The 18,754-nt window shown below is 71.3% G+C and carries 14 protein-coding genes; 5 read left to right on the top strand and 9 right to left on the bottom strand.

From position 1 onward, the window contains the following. Positions 1–138: 138 nt before the first annotated feature. Positions 139–2,703 (top strand): tetratricopeptide repeat protein, encoded by a 2,565-nt coding sequence (locus tag ACFQVD_RS00610; RefSeq protein WP_343962074.1) that lies wholly within the window; start codon positions 139–141, stop codon positions 2,701–2,703. Between the two features lie 92 nt (positions 2,704–2,795). Here the strand turns inward: ACFQVD_RS00610 and ACFQVD_RS00615 are convergent, their stop codons facing one another. Then, positions 2,796–3,668, bottom strand: a complete 873-nt coding sequence (locus ACFQVD_RS00615; RefSeq protein WP_343962076.1) for a hypothetical protein — start codon at positions 3,666–3,668, stop codon at positions 2,796–2,798. 160 nt (positions 3,669–3,828) lie between these two features. Between ACFQVD_RS00615 and ACFQVD_RS00620 the strand changes: the two genes are divergently transcribed. Next, entirely contained in the window at positions 3,829–4,626 is a 798-nt protein-coding gene (locus ACFQVD_RS00620) for a tyrosine-protein phosphatase (protein ID WP_343962078.1), read from the top strand. Between the two features lie 90 nt (positions 4,627–4,716). Here the strand turns inward: ACFQVD_RS00620 and ACFQVD_RS00625 are convergent, their stop codons facing one another. Next, a complete protein-coding gene (locus ACFQVD_RS00625) occupies positions 4,717–5,763 on the bottom strand; it encodes a Gfo/Idh/MocA family oxidoreductase (protein ID WP_386274109.1) in 1,047 nt (348 codons plus the stop codon). After that, on the bottom strand, positions 5,756–6,664 hold the full coding sequence (locus ACFQVD_RS00630; protein WP_343962082.1) for a proteasome assembly chaperone family protein: 909 nt from the start codon (positions 6,662–6,664) through the stop codon (positions 5,756–5,758). The genes ACFQVD_RS00625 and ACFQVD_RS00630 overlap by 8 nt, the downstream gene beginning before the upstream one ends. A gap of 372 nt (positions 6,665–7,036) precedes the next feature. On the opposite strand from ACFQVD_RS00630, the gene ACFQVD_RS00635 reads away from it, so the two are divergent. Further along, complete coding sequence (locus ACFQVD_RS00635; protein WP_343962083.1) at positions 7,037–8,026, top strand: 4-epi-cubebol synthase; 990 nt, start codon at positions 7,037–7,039, stop codon at positions 8,024–8,026. Position 8,027: 1 nt separating this feature from the next. On the opposite strand, the gene ACFQVD_RS00640 is transcribed toward ACFQVD_RS00635, so the two are convergent. After that, positions 8,028–10,142, bottom strand: coding sequence for an ATP-binding protein (locus ACFQVD_RS00640; RefSeq protein WP_343962086.1), 2,115 nt, complete (start codon positions 10,140–10,142; stop codon positions 8,028–8,030). Continuing rightward, positions 10,142–11,497: an RNA-guided endonuclease IscB gene (gene iscB / locus ACFQVD_RS00645; protein WP_343962088.1), complete on the bottom strand. Its 1,356-nt coding sequence runs from the start codon at positions 11,495–11,497 to the stop codon at positions 10,142–10,144. The genes ACFQVD_RS00640 and iscB overlap by 1 nt, the downstream gene beginning before the upstream one ends. A 506-nt stretch (positions 11,498–12,003) precedes the next feature. On the opposite strand from iscB, the gene ACFQVD_RS00650 reads away from it, so the two are divergent. Next, on the top strand, positions 12,004–12,186 hold the full coding sequence (locus ACFQVD_RS00650; RefSeq protein ID WP_030918684.1) for a hypothetical protein: 183 nt from the start codon (positions 12,004–12,006) through the stop codon (positions 12,184–12,186). Between the two features lie 86 nt (positions 12,187–12,272). Here ACFQVD_RS00650 and ACFQVD_RS00655 read toward each other — a convergent pair whose 3' ends face one another. Together ACFQVD_RS00655 and ACFQVD_RS00660 are read right to left on the bottom strand one after the other, a co-directional pair. Next, a complete protein-coding gene (locus ACFQVD_RS00655; protein ID WP_343962093.1) occupies positions 12,273–13,181 on the bottom strand; it encodes an ABC transporter permease in 909 nt (302 codons plus the stop codon). Next, entirely contained in the window at positions 13,178–15,784 is a 2,607-nt protein-coding gene (locus ACFQVD_RS00660) for an alpha/beta fold hydrolase (protein ID WP_386274113.1), read from the bottom strand. Before ACFQVD_RS00660 ends, ACFQVD_RS00655 begins: the two co-directional genes overlap by 4 nt. A 227-nt stretch (positions 15,785–16,011) precedes the next feature. Here ACFQVD_RS00660 and ACFQVD_RS00665 point away from each other — a divergent pair, with 227 nt between their 5' ends. Then, entirely contained in the window at positions 16,012–17,172 is a 1,161-nt protein-coding gene (locus tag ACFQVD_RS00665; RefSeq protein WP_343962100.1) for a hypothetical protein, read from the top strand. On the opposite strand, the gene ACFQVD_RS00670 is transcribed toward ACFQVD_RS00665, so the two are convergent. Continuing rightward, positions 17,130–18,161, bottom strand: a complete 1,032-nt coding sequence (locus tag ACFQVD_RS00670) for a copper resistance D family protein (RefSeq protein ID WP_343962103.1) — start codon at positions 18,159–18,161, stop codon at positions 17,130–17,132. The genes ACFQVD_RS00665 and ACFQVD_RS00670 overlap by 43 nt on opposite strands. After that, a complete protein-coding gene (locus tag ACFQVD_RS00675) occupies positions 18,158–18,745 on the bottom strand; it encodes a copper resistance CopC family protein (RefSeq protein ID WP_343962105.1) in 588 nt (195 codons plus the stop codon). The genes ACFQVD_RS00670 and ACFQVD_RS00675 overlap by 4 nt, the downstream gene beginning before the upstream one ends. Positions 18,746–18,754 lie beyond the last annotated feature (9 nt).

Consider the following 18,754-nt stretch of genomic DNA (forward strand, 5'->3'; position numbering starts at 1 on the left):
CGGGGTGACGCCGGGGTGACACGGAAGTGTCCATCGCGAGGGCGCGCGGAGCGTCCCTTGTGATCGAATGGAGTCGATCGTCCGGCCACCGGACGATCGACTCCAGGGCGTGTCGTGGTCTTCCTGCGAGGAGTGTGAATGGCCGGGCCGTCGAACGTGCCTGATCGGCGTGGCTCCAGAGCGCCGAGACGCCGGATCCCACTGGCGGCGCCCGCGGTGGCGGGGATCGCCGCGGCGGTGGCCAGCGTCCTGGCGACCTCGCTGGACGTGTGGGAGCTGCCCACCGAGGCCAAGATCGGTGCCACCGCGGTCGCCGGTCTCCTGGTCGGGCTGCTCACCTGGGCGACGACCGGCAAGCAGGCCGAGGAGCGGGGCGCGACCGCCACGACGGCGTCGCGCCCGCCGGACCAGTGGCCGCCGGTCTCCGCGCACTTCACCGGCCGCACCGAGTCGCTGGCCGAACTGCGCGAGGTCTTCGCCGCGCGCCGCCGCTCCAGGGACCACGCGGAGAACGCCTCGCCGCTGGTCGTCTCGGTGTACGGCAGGGGCGGGGTGGGCAAGTCCGTGCTCACCGCCAGGTTCGGCCACGAGATCGCCGGGAGCTTTCCCGACGGCCGCCTCTACGCGGACCTGCGCGGCGAGGTGGAGGCTCCGGTCGGCCCCGAGGAGGTGCTGATCGGCTTCCTGCGCGCGCTCGGCGTCCGGCTCACCACCGACCCCGGAGGTCTCGCCGAGCTCCGCGCGCTCTGGCTGACCTGGACCAAGGGCAGGCGCATCCTCATCTGCCTGGACAACGCCCACGACGGCGACCAGGTCAAGGACCTGATCCCGGCCGAGCCCGGGTGCGCGGTCCTGATCACCTCCAGGCAGCCGCTGTTCCTGCTCAACACCTACGACAAGCGGCTGTCGGTGTTCAGCGAGGCGCAGGGTGTCGAGCTGCTGGCCCGGCTGGCCGGGGACGACAGGGTCGCCGCCGACCTGGAGTCGGCCCAGGAGATCGTACGGATGTGCGACCACCTGCCGCTGGCCATCAGCATCTGCGGCGGACGCCTGGCCACCCGGGAGAACTGGACGCTGCGCCGGCTCGCCGACCGGCTGCGGGACGAGCGCCGCCGCCTGGATCAGCTTGAGCTCGCCCGCAGGCTGGACAAGAGCGTGCGGGCCTCCCTCCAGCTGAGCTACGACGACTGCACCGGCCTGCAGCGCCGCCTGCTGCGCCTGCTCAGCCTGCTGAGCGCTCCCGACGTGCCCGGCTGGGTGGCGGGGGAACTGCTCGCCACCTCGGAACCCGAGGGCGCCGACCAGCTGGAGGCGCTCATCGACGCCCAGCTCGCCGAGTGCTCGGGTACCGACCTCTCCGGGGTGATGCGCTACCGGCTGCACGACCTCGTCAGGATCTTCGCCCGCGAGCTGGCGTTCTCCGACGACGACGAGAGTCACCGCCGGGCCGCCATCGAGCGGGTCCTGTCCGGCTACCGCCGCCGCGCGGAGGCGGCGGCCGTGGCCCGCTGGCCACAGGACTGGGGCCGCAGGGGCAGGCCCGGTGGGCCGGGAGCGGTGACGCAGGCCCAGGTCTCGGCGGCAGACTGGCTCAACGCCGAGCGGCTGACCCTGGTCGCCGTGATCGGCCAGGCCAGGGGCATGGAGATGTGGGAGCTGGCCTGGGGACTCGGCCGGGCCTTCTGCTCGCTCTGCCACTCGCTGCGGGCCTACTGGTCCGACTGGCGGGCGGTCGCCGAGATCCTGTGCGAGGCCGCGGAGCGGATGGACGACCGGCGGGCACTGGGCATCGCGCTGCTGGACCGGGCGGCGGTGGCGGGCGGCCAGGGCGGCCATCACAGCGCCGCGGCGGACGCCGAACGGGCCCTGGAGATCTTCACCGACCTCGGCGAGTCCTGGTGGGCGGCGCGGGCGATGCGCACGGTCGGCATGACCCTGTTCAACAACGGCAACCTGGACCGGGGACAGGGCTACCTGATCGGCGCGGTCACCGCCTTCAAGGGCGAGGAGGACCGCTGGTGGACGGCCAGGACCCGGCGCAACCTCGCGGAGCTCAGGCTCGCCCAGCGCAGGCCCGAGGAGGCGCGCGAACTGCTGGAGGAGGCCCTGGGGGTGTTCGAGCACGACCGCAACCGCTACTCGGAGGCGCAGACGCTGCGCGCCTACGGAGAGGTGCTCGGCGTGACGGCCAGGGGGTTGCACGCCGCGGGTGATCGCCGGGCCGCCGAGGAGGACTTCGCCAGGGCCGGTTTCAGCCTGGACCGGGCGGCCGAGATGTTCCGGCTCCGCGGCGAGCTGTGGGAGGAGGCCAGGTGCCTGCGCGCGGCGGGGGAGGTCGGCAACCCGGCCAACGCGCTCCGAGAGCTCACCTACGTGCGCCGGGCCACCGAGATGCTGACCGCGCTCGGCGACTCGTGGGGCGTGGCCAGGGCCGAGCTGTCGGCGGGACGCGCCCACGGGCGGCTCGGCCGTACGCGAGAGGCGCAGGAGTCGCTGCTGCGGGCGGTGCGCGACTTCGAGGAGCTGGGTGACCGCTGGTGGATGGCCAGGAGCCTGCGCTACCTGGGGGAGGCGTATCTGGAGGCGGGGGAGCGGCAGCCCGCGGTGGACGCTCTGCGCCAGGCCCAGGACATCTACCGCAGCCTCGGCAACCAGGCGGGGATGGGCCGCACCCTGGAACTCCTGCGCCGCGCGGAGGGCTGAGCGTTCTTTGGGGAAATACGGCGGCTCGGGGTCCGCGCCGGGTTCTTCGGTCACAACGGCCGACGGAGGCTCGGAGCCCGCGTCCGGCGAGGTCAGGGGTCGGCGGCCGTCAGCAGGTGCCTGGCGGCGTCGCGGGCCTCGTCGATGCTCCTGTGGAACAACTTTCTGATCTGCTGGGCCTGCTCGGTCAGGCGTTCCAGGTCGGGAACGGCCGGCGCGTCCTCCGCCGTCTCGGCGACCAGGGCCTCGTACTGCGGGGTCCGTTCGGCGAGCACCTGAAGCTGCCGGTGGGCGAGGTAGAGGCCGTCGGCCCTGCGGACCTGCCTGGCGTACTCCTCAAGCGCGCGGATCCGCCTGGTCAGCGAGCTCTCGGCGGCCTTCAGCGCCCCGACGTAGGGGGTGAACGCCTCGGCCACCTCCGGCGGGGGCGCGTCCGGTACGAGCCGGTGGTGCTCGGCCCTCAGCTTCGACAACCGCACCAGTCTCGTGGCGATCTGCCAGGTCTGGGCGGGCAGCGTCACCATGTTGTCGATCGTGTCGAGCAGACCTGCCTGGTTGATCCGGGAGTCGAGCACCGTCTTGGTGGCGTCTTGCGCGCGGCGGAGCAGGTCGCCGCAGTCGGCGTCGAGATCCTCGGGCAGGATGAACCGGTCGCCGTGCTCCACGGCCAGCCGGACGCGCCGCCGCTCGCGCAGGCTCCGGGGGTCGTCGCTCAGGCCGCGCAGCACGGCGATGAAGATCAGGATGAGGGCGGCGAGGATGCCTCCCGTGCTGCTCAGCACCGCCATGAGCAGCAGGAGCCCGGCGATCGCGAACGACTTGACGAGATCGGGTCTCCTGGCCTCGGGGACCTGCCCCAGCCGGGCCGCGCGCAGTGCCTGCGGGTCGGCGCGCAGGACCGAGGAGATCGAGTCGGGCAGAGCCGGATCGATCAGTGGATGCGGGGGGCGTCTCCTCGGGTCCACGCGACCTCCTCGCGTCGGGACACAGGCGGGCACCTTCACTCTTACTCATCGAGAAAAATGTGGTGCATTTACGGACGCGGTACATGGACATCGGCAATTACGGAAATAGGTCCTATGCGTTAACTGGCCATACGTAAAGGGGCGTATAAACTTGACGGCGATGAACGACTTCACACGTTGGATTGATCTTGAAGGTGCCGTCAACGTACGCGACCTCGGCGGGCTCGCCACGGTGGACGGCGGGACCACACGCTTCGGCCGCATCTACCGGGCCGACAACCTGCAGGGGCTGACCGAGCGGGACATTCAGCTGCTCGTCGCCGACCTGAAGCTCCGCAACGTCGTCGACCTGCGCTCCGGTCCCGAGGTGCGCCTGGAGGGGCCGGGACCGCTCACCGGGGTGCCGGAGGTGAACATCCACCACCTCACCCTGTTCGCCGAGGGCGGCAGGTACACCGACGTCGAGGCCGACACCATCGAGGGCGACAGGGTGCTGCCCTGGACGGCGCGGGACGAGGAGGACCTCGCTGAGTTGCGGGTGACCGGCTACTACTACGCCTACCTCCGCGACCGTCCCGATTCGGTCCTGGCGGCCCTGCGCGCCATGGCCCGCGACGACGGCGCGGCCCTCGTGCACTGCGCGGCGGGCAAGGACCGCACCGGTGTCGTCAGCGCCCTCGCGCTGGAGGTCGCCGGTGCCACCCGTGAGGCGATCGTCGCCGACTACGTCGCCACGGGCGACCGCCTGGAGGGCATCCTGGCCCGGTTGCGTTCCAGCGCCACCTACCGTGACGACCTCGACAACCGGCCGGCCGACGACCACCGGCCGAGGCCCGAGTACATCGAGCAGTTCCTGCACGTCCTGGACAACCGGTTCGGCGGCCCGCTCGAATGGCTCGCCTCGCACGGCTGGAGCGAGAACGACTCCGGCCTCCTCCGCGCCCGCCTGCGCGACTGAGGTCCCCCCTCAGGTCGTGCGACCGGCCCGCGCCTCCGGTACGGAGGCGCGGCACCCGGATGTCGAGCGGTGCCGCGTCATGAGGTCTCGTCAGAGGGTGACGACCCGGCGCTCGGCGGCCGAGCGCCGGGCCGCCTCCAGCACGGTGAGAGCCTCGACGACCTCCTCGGGGCCGACCGGCGGCGGAGCGCCCTGGCGCAGAGTGGCGGCCACGGCCGGGTAGAACCCGGCGTAGGCACCGGGTTCGGTGGGAACGACGCGGGTGTCGTCGTCGGTGCCGAGGGTGCCCCACCGCTCCGGAGGCTCCGCACCGAAGCCGGGAGAGGCGGGGGTGAGACCGGCGCGCAACTGCTCCTCCTGCACGTCCAGCCCGTACTTCAGGTAGCCCGCCCGCGAGCCGAGCACCCGGAATCGGGGGCCCAGCCGGGGGGTGACCGCGCCGGCCCACAGGTGGGAACGGGCCCCGCCCGAGTGGGAGAGGGCGATGAAGGTGTCGTCGTCGGCGTTCACCCCCGGGCGCCGCACATCCGACTCGGCGTAGACGGCGACGACCGGGCCGAGCAGGCGCAGAGCCTGGTCCACCAGGTGGCTGCCGAGGTCGTAGAGCAGTCCGGCGACCTCGTCGGTGCCGCCCGTCTCGCGCCAGCCGCCCTTCGGCACCGGCCGCCAGCGCTCGAAACGCGACTCCAGCCGGGTGACCTCGCCGAGCTCGCCCGCCGAGACCAGCCGCCCGAGCGTCAGGAAGTCGCCGTCCCAGCGCCGGTTCTGGAACACGGTCAGCATCAGGCCCCTCGCGCGCGCCAGCTCCACCAGGCCGCGCGCCTGTCCGGCGGTCGCGGCCAGCGGCTTGTCCACCACGACCGGCAGACCGGCCTTCAGGGCGGCCTCCGCCAGCGGAACGTGTGTGCGGTTGGGGGAGGCGATCACCACCAGGTCGACCGGGTCGGCGCCGTTCCACAGGTCGGCGGCGTCGCCGACCACCCGCGCACCGTACTTCCCCGAAACCTCGGCGGCCCGGCCGGGGTCACCGGTGACCACCGCGGACAGCCGCATACCGGGGGTCGCGGCGATCAGCGGGGCATGGAAGAACGCCCCCGCCACCCCGTACCCGACGAGGCCGACGCGCAGCTCAGTCACCGCGACGTTCGTCGCGTTCGGCGAGGAACGCCTCGAACTGGGCGGCGAGCTCGTCGCCGGTCGGCATCTCCGCGGGCTCGGCCATCAGGCTCTCGCGCTCGGCGCCCGCGGCGAACGCGTCGTACTGCTGTTCCAGGCCGGTGATGGCGGTGGACAGCTCCTGGGATGCCTCGATCTGCTCGGCGATCTCGGCGTCGGTCTTTCCGGCGGCCTCGCGCAGGACCTCCAGCGGGAACACCAGCCCGGTGCCCTTGGTGACCGCCTCCAGCGCGGTCACCGCGGCCGAGGGGTATTCGGCCTGCGCCAGGTAGTGCGGAACGTGCACGGCGTAGCCGAGGGCGTCGTGCCCCTTGGCGCCGAGCCGGAGCTCGATCAGCGCGGCCACGCTGCCGGGCACCTGGACCTTGCCGAAGGCGCTGGTCTGCCCGGCGACGAGCTCGGACCGGCTGGCATGTCCGGTGACGCCCAGCGGGCGGGTGTGCGGGACGGCCATCGGGATGCCGTGGAAGGTCACCAGCCTGCCGATACCCAGCCGGGTGGCCAGCGTTTCGACGGCGGAGGTGAACAGCTCCCACTCGCGGTCCGGCTCGGGGCCGCTGAGCAGCAGGAACGGTGTTTCCGTGCGGTCATGGACGAGGTGCAGCGTGATCTCGGGGCTCTCCACGGACACCCAGCGGTCGCTGTCGAAGGTCATGGTGGGCCGCCGGGAGCGGTAGTCGAGCAGGCGGTCCACGTCAAAGGTCGCCACAACCCGGTGCTCCAGCTCGTCGAGCAGATGGGTGATGGCGAGCCGTCCGGCGCCACCGGCGTCCACGAACCCGTCGAAGTGGTAGAGCAGCACCGGATCGGTCAGCTCAGGGACGTCTCCGCTGAGCCGGTAGAGATCCGTCGGGTCGAACACCGTTTTCCAGCCTTTCGTCGATCGTCTCTTCAGCTCAACCCGCGGGGGGTCCGCTGAATTCCGGATGCCCTCGGCGGTCACAGGCACCCTATCGGGGCACAACGGGTCACACGCAGCCTGACCCTGAGCCTGGGGAGTTCGCAACCCGTCTGTTCGACCTGGCGGGAGCCGGTGAGACGGAGACGCTCCGCGCCTGTGCCGGGTCGGCCGGTGCCGCGGCCCGGATGCCGGAACTCCCTCGGCGACGGACCTGGCCCGGCTGTTCGGCCAGGACGAATACCGGAAATGGTTCGGTCGTTAACCTGAAAATTGCGATATCCAGGTGTTTACCGATGTATAGGAAAACTATCGCCCTTCAGCCATCCTTGAGGAGTGGGAACTACTACTACGCGTAGGTCAGGCCTACCTCTTCGCGTCCCCCCGTTACCCTGCCCCTTTCCCAGCGAGGTCAGCCCACACGTCGAAAGGGTCAACGCCGAGACCCTCGACTGGCTGGTGGACACCGGCATCCTGGAGGACGCCGAGACCGTGGAGCGCTATCGGCGAGCCAAGTACGGCTGGCTGGGGGCCCGTACGTACCCTTACGCCGAGCACCACACGCTCCGCCTGGTGACCGACTGGTGCGTGTGGCTGTTCGCCTTCGACGACGCCTTCTGCGAGTCGGGCCGCGGCGCGGGCGAGATAACCCGCGCCCTGCCCCGGCTGTTCACCGTCCTCGACGACCTGGAGGCCGGCCAGGAGGTCGACGACGTCTTCGCCAGGACGCTCCTGGAGATCAAGGGCAGGATCGCCAGGTACGGAGACGACGACCAGCTCGACCGCTGGTGCTCCGTCACCAAGGACTACCTCTTCGCCCAGGTGTGGGAGGCCGCCAACTGCGAGGCCGACGTGGTTCCGCAGGTGGAGGACTACATCTTCATGCGGCGGCGCACCGGTGCCATGCTCACCGTCTTCGCCCTCATCGACATCGCGAGCGGACGCGCCCTCACCCCCGAGGAGTGGCGCCACCCCGACGTCAAGGCGATCACCGAGAGCGCCAACGACGTCGTGGTCTGGGACAACGACCTCATCTCCTACGCCAAGGAGAGCGAGGGGGTCAACTCCCGCAACAACCTGGTGAGCGTGCTCGCCAGGCACCGGGGCTACTCCCGGCAGCAGGCGATGGAGGCGATCGGCGCCATGCGCAACCGGGCCATCGCCGACATGGTGGCGCTGCGCCCCTCCCTGGAGAGGCTCGGCTCCGAGGCGGTGCTCGCCTACGTGCGCGGCCTTGAGTTCTGGATCAGCGGCAGCGTCGACTACTCGCTGACCAGCTCCCGCTACACGACGGCCTGGCAGCGGGAGGAACAGTCCGCCGGGTGACTCACCCGGAGAGCACCTGACCGTCCTCGTGGTCTCCGAGCGCGAGGACGATCAGCTCCTCCAGGTTCAGCTTCCTGCCCCGGGAGAAGGCCTCCTCGTGCGCCTCGTCGCCGAGGATGCGCCTGCACTCCTTGACACAGCGGTCGTGCTCGGAGTTGAAGAACGGGGAGCCCATCTGCGGCATCCCGAAGGTCCGCCAGTTGGCCTGACCGCCGCCCATCAGCATGGAGGCGAGCACCGGCTGGCCGTCCTCCAGCGCCTGCCTGGCGACCACCTCGATCGCCAGGCCGATGCCGAGCACGTCGTGGAAGTAGCGTTTGAGGCGGAGCGCCTCACGGGCGTTCGAGGTGGCCTCGGGCGAGCGGCCCATCGCCTGGCACACGCTGGCGAGCGCGTAGATGGCGTACGAGCGCAGCCACAGCTCGCCACGCTGGGTGCAGACCGCGATGCAGTCGCGCAGCAGCACCTCGGCCTCGGCCGGCTCGTTCTGGATGAGCAGCACCATGGACAGCTCGACGATCGAGGGAAGCAGACCCGGGTTGAGCTCCCGCCCGCTCTTGTGGAACTCGATCGCCACGCCCAGCAGCGCGCTCGCCTTCTGCAGGTCGTTCTGGAGGAAGGCGGCGGTGCCGAGCATCTTGGTGGCCAGGATGACCGCGCCCGAGTCGCCGACCCTGACGGCGTCCGAGCTGCACTGCTCCGCGGCCTCGATGGCACCGCTGATGTTGCCCTGCGCGCTGTTGATGTAGGACAGCACCCAGAGCGCCTTGCACCGCTCGACGCTCGGCTGGCGGGCCAGCTCCAGGGTCTTCTCCAGATAGAGCCTGCCCTCGCGGGCCAGCCCGCAGGCGACCCACATGAACCACAGGGAGGACAGCAGCTTCAGCCCGGACTGCACCTCGCCGGGGGTGCGCAGGCAGTAGTCGAGCGCGACGCGGATGTTGTCGTGCTCGTGGCGCATCCTGACGTACCAGTAGACCTGGCGGGCGCCCGACCAGGCGTCCTCGCTCCTTGAGGCCAGCTGCAGGTAGTAGTCGCGGTGCCTCTCCCTGATCCGGTCGCGCTCGCCGAGCTTGTCCAGCCACTCCTCGCCGTACTGCCGCAGGGTGTCGATCAGCTGGTAGCGGTGCCCGGACGGCGTGCCGTCGCTCAGCAGGATCGACTTCTCCACCAGGCTGGAGATGAGGTCCATGATGTCCTCCGCGGGGAGGCTGTCCCCTGAGCAGACGTAGCGGGCGGCATCGAGCTCGAAGTCTCCCGCGAAGACCGACAGCCGTGCCCACAGGAGCCGCTCGGCCGGCTCGCACAGCTCGTGGCTCCAGCCGATCGCGGCCCGCAGCGTCTGGTGCCTGGGCAGTGCGGTGCGGCTGGCCCCCGCGAGCAGGCTGAACCGGTCGGCCAGCAGGCCGAGGATCTGCTCCACGGAGAGCGCGCGCATCCGGACCGCGGCCAGCTCGATGGCGAGCGGGATGCCGTCGAGACGTCGGCAGAGCTCGGCCACCGGGCCGATGTTCTCCTCGTCCAGCATGAAGTTGGGCACCACCGCACCGGCCCGCGCGGCGAAGAGCTGAACCGCCTCGTTGGTGAAGACGTCCTCGCCCGGGGAGTCACCGGGGACGGTCAGCGGCGGGATGGTGACCGTGTACTCGCCCCTGGCGTTCAGCGACTGGCGGCTGGTCGCCAGGATGGTCAGGCCCCTGGCGTTGCGGAGCAGGTCCTCGAAGAGCGCGGCGCACGCGTCGACCAGATGCTCGCAGGTGTCGATGATCAGGAGGATCTCACGGTCGCCGAGCCACTCGATCAGCGTCTCGTCCGCCGAGCGGGCGGACTGGTCGGCGATCCCGAGGGCCGAGGTGATCGTGTGGCGCACCATCCCCGAGTCCTGGAGGCGGGCCAGGTCGGCGAACCAGACGCCGTCCTTGAACTGGCTGCGCATCAGATGCGCGATCCGCAGCGCGGTGCGCGACTTGCCGACCCCTCCGATGCCGGTCACCGTGACCAGGCGGTGCTCGCCCAACCGTTGCCTGAGCGTGGTGAGCAACCTGGTGCGCCCCACGAAGCTGGTCAGCTCGTTGGGGAGATTGCCGTCTCGCCGCCATCCTGCTGGCGTTGTCATCAGATACCTCCAGCGTGGAGACCCCCGCCTTCGGGCGGGGGAGGAGAGGCGGCACGGTGCCGCGTTTCTGGGTGGGTGGTGTAGCCGTAGCCGTCGGCTCGCTGGAGCAGGTTAACGTGGCGGTGGCCGATGCCCTGCACGGTGCCGTGCCGGGTGGTGATGTTGAAGCTGCCGGTGCTGCGGACCGCGACCCGTCCGGTGTGGACCCCGGTCTTCTTGCCGCTCGGTACGACGGCGCGGACCAGGTCGCCGGTGGCGAACCCCTTGACCCGCTTGGTCCGGGGCAGCCGTAGCCGGGGAAAGCCGTAGCGGTCGGTGCGGGTACGGGCGTAGGCGCCGCGCCCGGTCGCTGTGACCACCAGGACCGTCGAGGGCCAGGCGGTGACGCCTTCCAGATGGCCGACGTGCAGCGCGTCCAACGTGTGCGACTTGGCGGCACCGGTGCGCGACCGGTTCCACTTCGTGCGGCCACCGGAGGCGGTGGACACGGGCAGACCCGTCGCCTCCAGGACCCGCCACAGCGCCCACCGGGTGGCGTTGACCGCCGCCGCGTCCCGCAGCGGAGCCTTCGCCTGCTTGAGGATCCTCGCCAGCAATGCGGGCCTGGCCTTGAGGAACACCTCTACCGGTATGGCGTTCTTGGCCTGGTTACACCGGACGCAGGCCAGGGCGAGGTTGCTGATCCGGTTGGAGCCGCCCCGGCTGCGCGGGTGGAGGTGGTCGAGGTTGAGCGGCACACCACTGGCGCCGCAGTACGCGCACGCCCGGCCCCACTTGGCCAGCAGGTATTCGCGGACCTCGCACCCGGCCAGGGTGCCCTGCTGGTATTCCACGCCTTCCAACGGCTTGCCCGCCGAGAGGGCGTGAGTGTCGAAGGAGACCCTTTCCACGTGGACGGCGGCCACGGGCGCCCACCGGGTCAGCCGCGCCACCCACGACATGGTGCCCTCGACGCGGTGGCGCAGCGACGGCGCCAGCCACCCCTGCGGCTTGGTGCGGTTGAGGAACCGGGGGGCGCGGTGCCGCAGGTTGCGTGACCTGCGGCCCCGACGTAGCGCGGCCTGCGCGCTGAGCCTGTCGCGGATCGCCGCGCCTCGATGGTCGAGCTGAATCGCATACCTCCCGCTCCGGTTTCCGCCGTGGTCGGTGAACACCGCCAGGCCGGTGTGCTTGCTGCCGGGGTCGATACCGACCTGCACGCCTGCCACGGTGGAGTCGGCAACCGACCGGTCCTTGAGACGGATGACGAACGGTGTGTGGCGGTGAACCACCGCCCGCCCGGCCGCCAGCAGACGGCGGGCACGGGCGGGATGGCAGGGGTCGAGCGGGTGGCCGCGGCGGTCCAGGACGAACACGGCCGGGTGAACCTCACGGTTCGCTCCCTCCGGCGCCGAGGCGCCCTCGGGGTGACGCCGGTCCGGTGGTGCGGCCGGACCGGTCTCCCCTCGCCCAGGTTGAACACCAGATACCGCCGCCAGGCGGTGTCCGTGAGCCGTTTCGTGCCCACCCCCGGGCGTGTCTGCTCCCACGGATTCGAGAGCTTGGAGCTGAGGAAGCACCCCAAGGTCGGTCTGCGCTCTTGTGTTCAACGTAGCCATCTGGATCGCACTTCCAGTTCATGACGGCCAGGGCTGGTCAACGCGGGGCTTGTGAAGCGCATTACCGCGCCTCAAGCCCTCTCCTTCAGGAGGGGGTCGTTGACGGGGGTTGCGGAAACCTGCCCTCGCATCGTACCCGCTGGGCTTTCGGCTGTCCCCGGCGTCGCGCCAAGCCCCGCCGTTCCTGGCCGCGGAGGGACAGGCCGGGCCTGTCTTCTCCGCGGAGCGGGAAGAGGGGCGGGGCGGATGGCTAGCATGGGCGTGTGACAGTGCTCGAACCCGATGACCTGCGTCCCGATGACCTGCGTCCCGTCGACCTCGCCGACGACGGCCTGCCGGTCCTGCCCGACCAGACCGCCGACGACACCGACGTCGGCTGGAGCGAGTGGCGCGAGGCCGACGACGACGCCCGCCTGATCGAGGAGCGTCCCCCGCACTGGGGCTGAATCCGGTCCCCTTTGCCCACCGCGGTCGGTCAGACGGCGCCTCGCCGCGGCTCCCCGCCCCGACTACGGCAGGCGCGGGACAGGGCTCAGGAGACCACGTCCTTGCTCCGGAAGCGGCGGAAGGCGAACGCGGCCAGGATCGCCGAGTAGGTGACCGCGACGGCCACCCCCTTGAGCATGCCCTCGTACGAGGGCTGGGGTGCCAGGGCGTCCAGCCACGCGTTGTTCCAGAACGTCGGCAGGAACTCCCTGAGCGAGCCGAGCGCCTCGACCGCCTGCAGGATGTTGCCGACGATCACCAGGCCGACCGCGCCGCCGACCGCGCCCAGCGGGGAGTCGGTGCTGACGGAGAGCAGGAAGGCCAGGGCCGCGACCACGAACTGGCTGACCAGGGCATAGCCGATCACCACGCCGAACCGGGGCAGCACGTCCAGCGCGGCGATCGTCTCGCCGGTCCCCGGTACCCGGACGTCGTTCCAGCCGAAGGCGAGGGTGCCGGCCAGCAACGCCATCACCGGCAGGCAGATCACCGCCGCCGCGGAGTAGCCCATCGCGACGACCAGCTTCTGCCGCAGCAGCCGGTCGCGCGGGATCGGGGAGGCCAGCAGGTAGCGCAGCGACGACCAGCTGGCCTCGCTGGCCACGCTGTCGCCGCAGAACAGGGCCACCGCGACGACCAGCAGGAAGCTCGCGGACACCGACAGGGCGAACGCGGCGAAGTTCAGGCCGCCCTCGACGGCCAGGTCGGAGATGCGCAGCGAGGTGCCGGGCTGCCCCGACCCGGCACCGACCTTGAAGGCGATCACCAGGATCCACGGCAGCGCGAGCAGCAGGCCGAACATCACCAGCGTGCGGCGCCGCTTGAACTGGCGGACGATCTCCACGGTGAGCGGCAACGTGCGGCCCGGCGCGTACCCGCGCGCCGAGCCGTTCTCCGCGAGGCCGCCGGCCGTCGAGCCGGGCGGGGTGGTGAGGGCGGCGGTGGAGTCGCTCATGCCTTGTTTCCGATCAGGTCCAGGAAGACGTCCTCCAGGCGGGTGCCCGAGCCGTTGACCGGGGTGCGGCTGGCCAGCAGCTCGCTCACGGTCCCGGCCGTGACCAGGCGCCCGCGGTGCATGACCACCGCGTGGCTGCAGGTCTGCTCGACCTCCGACAGCAGGTGGCTGGAGACGATGACGGTGCGGCCCGCCTCCGCGTAGCGGATCAGGACCTCGCGCATCTCGCGGATCTGGGGCGGGTCGAGCCCGTTGGTGGGCTCGTCCAGTACCAGCAGATCGGGCAGGCCGAGCATGGCCTGGGCGATGGCCAGGCGCTGGCGCATGCCCTGGGAGTAGGTGCGGACGGCGCGGTCCAGGGCCTTGCCGAGCCCGGCGATCTCCAGGGCCTCGGCGAACCTCGCGTCCTCGGCGGGCCGCCCGGTCGCCTTCCAGTACAGCTCCAGGTTCTCGCGGCCGTTGAGATGCGGCAGGAAACCCGGGCCCTCGACGAACGAACCGAGCCTGGACAGGACCGGGGCGCCGGGCACCACCCGGTGGCCGAAGATCCGGATCTCGCCGCCGTCGGGCCGGATCAGGCCCATCAGCATGCGCAGGGTGGTGGTCTTGCCCGCCCCGTTGGGGCCTAGCAGGCCGAGCACCTGGCCGTGCTCCACGGTGAACGACAGGTCGTCCACCGCGCGCTCGCCGTTCCGGTACGCCTTGGTCAGCCCGCTGATTCGCAGCGGTACGGAGGCCAGTTCGGGATCGCGGCTGTCGGTGCTGCGGCGGCGCCCGGCGAGCAGCAGGACGGTCGCGACGACGAGGGAGAGCAGCGGCAGCGCCCAGATCCACCAGGCGGGGTTGGTCGAGGGGGTGCGCAGGGCGGCGTGGGTGGGGACGGTCACGGCCGGCGAGGCCAGGGCGACCCGGTAGACGGCCGGGGCCGCCGGGGTGCTGTAGCCCAGGTCGGTGGTGGTGAACGCGACCCGCAGCCGGTGTCCGACGTCGAATCTGTGGTCGATGGCGGGCAGGGTCACCGTGGCCTCGCCCGAGCCGTTCGCACCGATCGCGATCCTGAGCGGGGCGACGAGCCCTTCGGGCAGGACCGGCGCCTGGGTCGTGCCCGCGACGTCGTAGAGCTTGGCGAACAGGGTGACCTCGCCCGCCGTGCTCTTCGCCTGGTCGCTCCCGGCCGGCGCGTCGGGCGCGGGTTCCGAGGTCACCCGGACCCGTACCGTCGAGCTGCCGGTGACCTGGAGCGGGGCGGTCAGCGGTGCGGAGTCGAAGGTGGCGCTCTGCCCCGCCATGTCGAGGGACAGGTTCACGCCTGAGCCACCGGCGAGGCCGCCGAAGCCGGGCACCGCGGAGATCGAGGAGGGCGAGCCGCCGGGCGGGTTGGCCACCGGCTGGTCGGGACCGCCGAGCGGTACGGAGGTCTGGCCGCTGCCCGACAGCCCGGGGTAGCCGTCGGCCGTGGCGTGCAGCTGGACCGGGCGGCGGGTGCCGGGATCGCGGCCGCCGTCGCGGGTGACCGTGAAGGCGCCGCCGGCCTGAGCCGCGTCGCCGGTCTCCTTCAGGTGGCGGTCGAACCAGCCGAGCGTTTTCTCGTGCAGCCAGTCGACCTCGCCGTTGCCGCCGTCGTGGCCGCCGTCGAACCAGGCGACCTGCACCGGGGCGCCGGTGGCGGCGATGGCCTTGGCGTTGGCGTCCGCGTGGCCCAGCGGGAACAGCGAGTCGCGCTGCCCCTGCAGCAGCAGCGTCGGAATCCTGATCTTCCCGGGCACCGAGATCGGGCTCGACCTGCGCAGCGTCTCCACCGCGCTCGCCGTCGCCCGGCCGCTCTGGGCCACCTGCTGGTACATGTCGCAGATCTCCGGGAGGAACCGGCCGCAGCGCACCTCCTCGGCGGTGAGCGGCCGCTCCTCGCCCGCACCGTTCCCCTGGCCGGTGCCGAGGGCGGCCGGGCCGGCGGCGGCCGGTGCGGGGCCGCCTCTGCTGAAGAAGAGCCCGGCCCACATGCGCTTGAACACCCCGTTCAAGGGCCCCTGCCCGGTGGCGTCGGGGAACAGCGCGTCGGCCAGGTCGTACCAGGTGATCTGCGGGACGATCGCGTCGATCCTGGGGTCGTGGGCGGCGGCCATCAGCGCGATGGCCCCGCCGTACGAGCCGCCCGCGATGCCCACCCGCGGGTCGCCCGCCGCGTCGAGCCGGACCTCGGGCCGCTTCGCGACCCAGTCGACCAACTGGCGCACGTCCTTGACCTCGTAGTCGGGGGAGTTCAGCGCGATCTGCCCCGAGGAGCGGCCGAAGCCCCGCGCCGACCAGGTAAGCACGGCGTAACCGTCCTGGGCCAGCCGCACCGCGGCGTCCCTGACGCTCTGCTTGCTGCCGCCGAAGCCGTGCGCGAGCAGCACCGCCGGAGCCCGGCCGCCTCCGGCGGGCGGGAAGAAACTCGCGTCCAGTGTGACCCGCTGGTCATCGCCCGGCCCGTCGAGCACTGTGATCATCTGCTCCTGGGCCCGTACGTCCGGTGCGGACGGCCAGACCAGCCAGGCCACGACGCCGACGGCCAGCACGGTGACCACCGCGATCCAGGTGGCCCACCTTGCCCCACGTTTCACCGGTTCTCCTTGAGCGTGGGAATCCCCTCCCTGAGAAAGAGGGAGGGATGTCACGGCGTGAGCTTACTGATCCAAGCTGAAATGCTCCTGAGACGACTCTCAGGAGCATCCCGGCCGGTCATCCGGGCAGGGGTGATCAGCCGTGTCGGAAGGGTGACGGTCGCCCCGATGGCTCGGGGATGTCCCTGATTGCGGACCGAGGTGAAGGGGCGGCATCATTTCGACACGTGAAGCCAGTAGAAAGCCTCCGAAGAAGAGCCACTCCGGTCATCGAGTGGGCTCTGCCGTATTGGACGCGAGGAAAGGCCGGCAGGGAGACCCCGGAGGACCTGTTCAGGCTCCTCTACTTCGGGTGGCTGGTGGCTTTTTCCTTCAAGGTGCTCGGGGCGTCCTGGGACGTCTCCTGGCACTTCAAGTGGCTCCGTGACGACCTGGCCCCGCCGCACCTGCTCAACAGTGTCGGCACCGCCATCGCCCTGGCGCTCACGATCATCCACATCTACACCGGTTACGGCGTCGACAAGCTCGCGCAGCGCCTCATCGCCTGGGGTACGGGGATCTTCCTGGTCGCGGTACCGCTCGACCTGATCAACCACCGGGTCAACGGGCTCGACATCACCTCGTGGAGCCCGTCCCACATGATGCTCTACATCGGCACGCTCCTCATGCTCTGCGGCGTGACCTGGGGCTGGTTCATCCGGGCGGCTCCCGGCCGGACGCGCACGCTGGTCCTCGGCGGGCTCTTCGTCTTCCTCTTCGAGAACGTCTGGTTCCCGGAACAGCACCAGGAGTACGGGGTCTACGGCCTGGCCGCCTGGGACAGGGGCGAGCCGGACGCGGAGCCGATCCTGATCAGGTTCGCCGCCGACCAGATCGGCCTGCCGGTGGACGACAGGGCGGTGGCGTTGCACTTCACGCTGCCCGTTCCCGACCAGCTCTACCCGCTCTACGCCGTGATCGCCGCCATGCTGGTGGCCGTCTGCGCCCGGGTGATGATCGGCCGGATGTTCTCCGCCACCGCGGTGGTCGGCGCCTACGTGGCCTACCGCACCCTGATCTGGCCCCTGCTCGCGGTCGCCGACTTCCCGCGCTCGGCGGTGCCGGTCTTCCTGATCGCCGGGGCACTCGCCGTCGACCTGGCGTTCCTGATCAGGATGCCCGTGGTCAGGGCGCTGGTCGGCGCACTCGGCGTCACCCTCGTCGTCGACCAGGCGCTCCGCTTCCAGCACGCGATGTTCATGGCGCCCCCGCTGGTGACCCCCGCGACCATGCTGATCGGGGGGGCGGGGCTAGCCGCCCTGTGGCTGACGGTCGAATGGGCGTGTGGTCGCTACGCACTCCGGGCTCAGGACAGGGAGGCCGTGGTCAGCGCCACCGCCACCCCGTAGGCGAGTCCCATCACGGTGATCTCGGCCGCCGCCCATGCGACGACCGCCGTCGCCCGCCGCTCCGCGATGTGCGGCAGCAGGCGGAAGCGGATGTGGGCGGCGAACGGGATCAGCAGGGCCACACTGGCGACCTTGGCCACCACCAGCGGGCCGTACTCACCGCGCAGCAGCGCCCCCGGCAGCTCCACCCCGGGGGTGAGGGCCATTGTGGCGAGCCCGGTCACCAGCCCGGAGACGCTGACCAGGACCAGTGCCAGGGTGGCCAGCCTGGAGAACTTCGGCAGCGCCCGCGCCAGCAGTTCCCGGTCCGCGGCGACCAGCAGGATGATCGTGAGCAGGCCGCCGGTCCAGGCCGCCGCGCCCATCACGTGCAGTTCCATCGAGATCATGACGGGGTCGTGCCAGACCGAGTCGACGGCGTGGCCGGTGACCGGGATCGGCAGCAGCCCGAAGAAGGCGATCACGATCCGCAGTTCGGCGGGGACCTTCTCGCCGTACCGCACGGCCAGCAGTCCGATCCCGGCGTAGGAGAGCGCGCAGGCGGCGGTGAAGAGCATGCCCTGCCCGGCACCGACGCCGTCGACGTACGCGGCGATCATCGACGGGGTGGGGATCAGGCCGGGGTTCAGCTCGGCCGTCTGGAAGACGATGATGAGCAGTGCCAGCAGCGCCCACGCCCAGGCGAAGGTCACCGCCATCGGCCGCGCCCGGCGCATCACCGGTTCGGTCCGCTCGGGGTCGTCGAACCCGAGCATCTTCGGCAGCAGGCTCAGCCCGACCACCGCCACCGTCGCCAGGTCCAGCAGCACCCGCAGCACCGGCAGGCCGTACTCCACCAGTGGCCCGGGGATGACGATCCCCGGCACCGCCTCCTGCGCGGTGAACGCGGTCGCGGCCAGCACGGCCAGCACGCCCCCGGACACGAACCCGCCGGCCACCAGCCTCCTGGCGGTGCCGGCCTCGGGGACCCGCTCGACGGTCACGGTCATCTCGCGCCCCCCTCCTTCGTACGGCGCATCGCCACGACGGTGGCTCCGCCGAGCAGGACGATGGAGGCGGCGATCCACAGCACCGCCATCCCGGCCCCGCCGTTCTGCGCGGCCTCGGCGGCCTGGGCGCCCAGATCGGGGCCCTGGTCCGCGGGGGCCGGGCCCGCGGGGACCGGCTCCGCGGTCGCCTGCTCGGTGGCCTGCGCCGAGGAGGCCGGGCCGGGTGCGGTCAGGGTGAAGGTGATCTTGCTGGAGACCGGGTGTCCGTCGGCGGAGAGGATCCGGTAGCCCACCACGTACTCCCCGGCGGGGCCGAGGGCCTTCACCCGGACGCTGGCCTTCGCCCTGTTCACCGCCGTCTTGCCGTCCTCCCACCGCGTGCCGTCGGGACCGGTCACGCTGATCTGCGCGAAGCCCTGCCGGACAGGCTGGTCGAAGGTGAGCGTGATCGTCTCGGGGCCGGTGGCCAGCTCGGCACCGTCCTTGGGGTCGCTGTCGATCAGCACGTTGTGGGCCTGAGCCGGGGTGACCGCGCAGAGCAGCGCGACGCACGCGAGCAACAGGACCGTGAGTAGCCGCCTCACCGGTCATGG

The organism is Streptosporangium amethystogenes subsp. fukuiense (assembly GCF_042665875.1).
GTDB lineage: Bacteria > Actinomycetota > Actinomycetes > Streptosporangiales > Streptosporangiaceae > Streptosporangium > Streptosporangium fukuiense.

Coding starts and splice junctions, on each gene's coding strand:
- ACFQVD_RS00670 (WP_343962103.1), bottom strand. CDS start 18,161: ATGACCGTGACCGTCGAGCGGGTCCCCGAGGCCGGCACCGCCAGGAGG.
- ACFQVD_RS00640 (WP_343962086.1), bottom strand. CDS start 10,142: ATGACAACGCCAGCAGGATGGCGGCGAGACGGCAATCTCCCCAACGAG.
- ACFQVD_RS00610 (WP_343962074.1), top strand. CDS start 139: ATGGCCGGGCCGTCGAACGTGCCTGATCGGCGTGGCTCCAGAGCGCCG.
- ACFQVD_RS00620 (WP_343962078.1), top strand. CDS start 3,829: ATGAACGACTTCACACGTTGGATTGATCTTGAAGGTGCCGTCAACGTA.
- ACFQVD_RS00655 (WP_343962093.1), bottom strand. CDS start 13,181: ATGAGCGACTCCACCGCCGCCCTCACCACCCCGCCCGGCTCGACGGCC.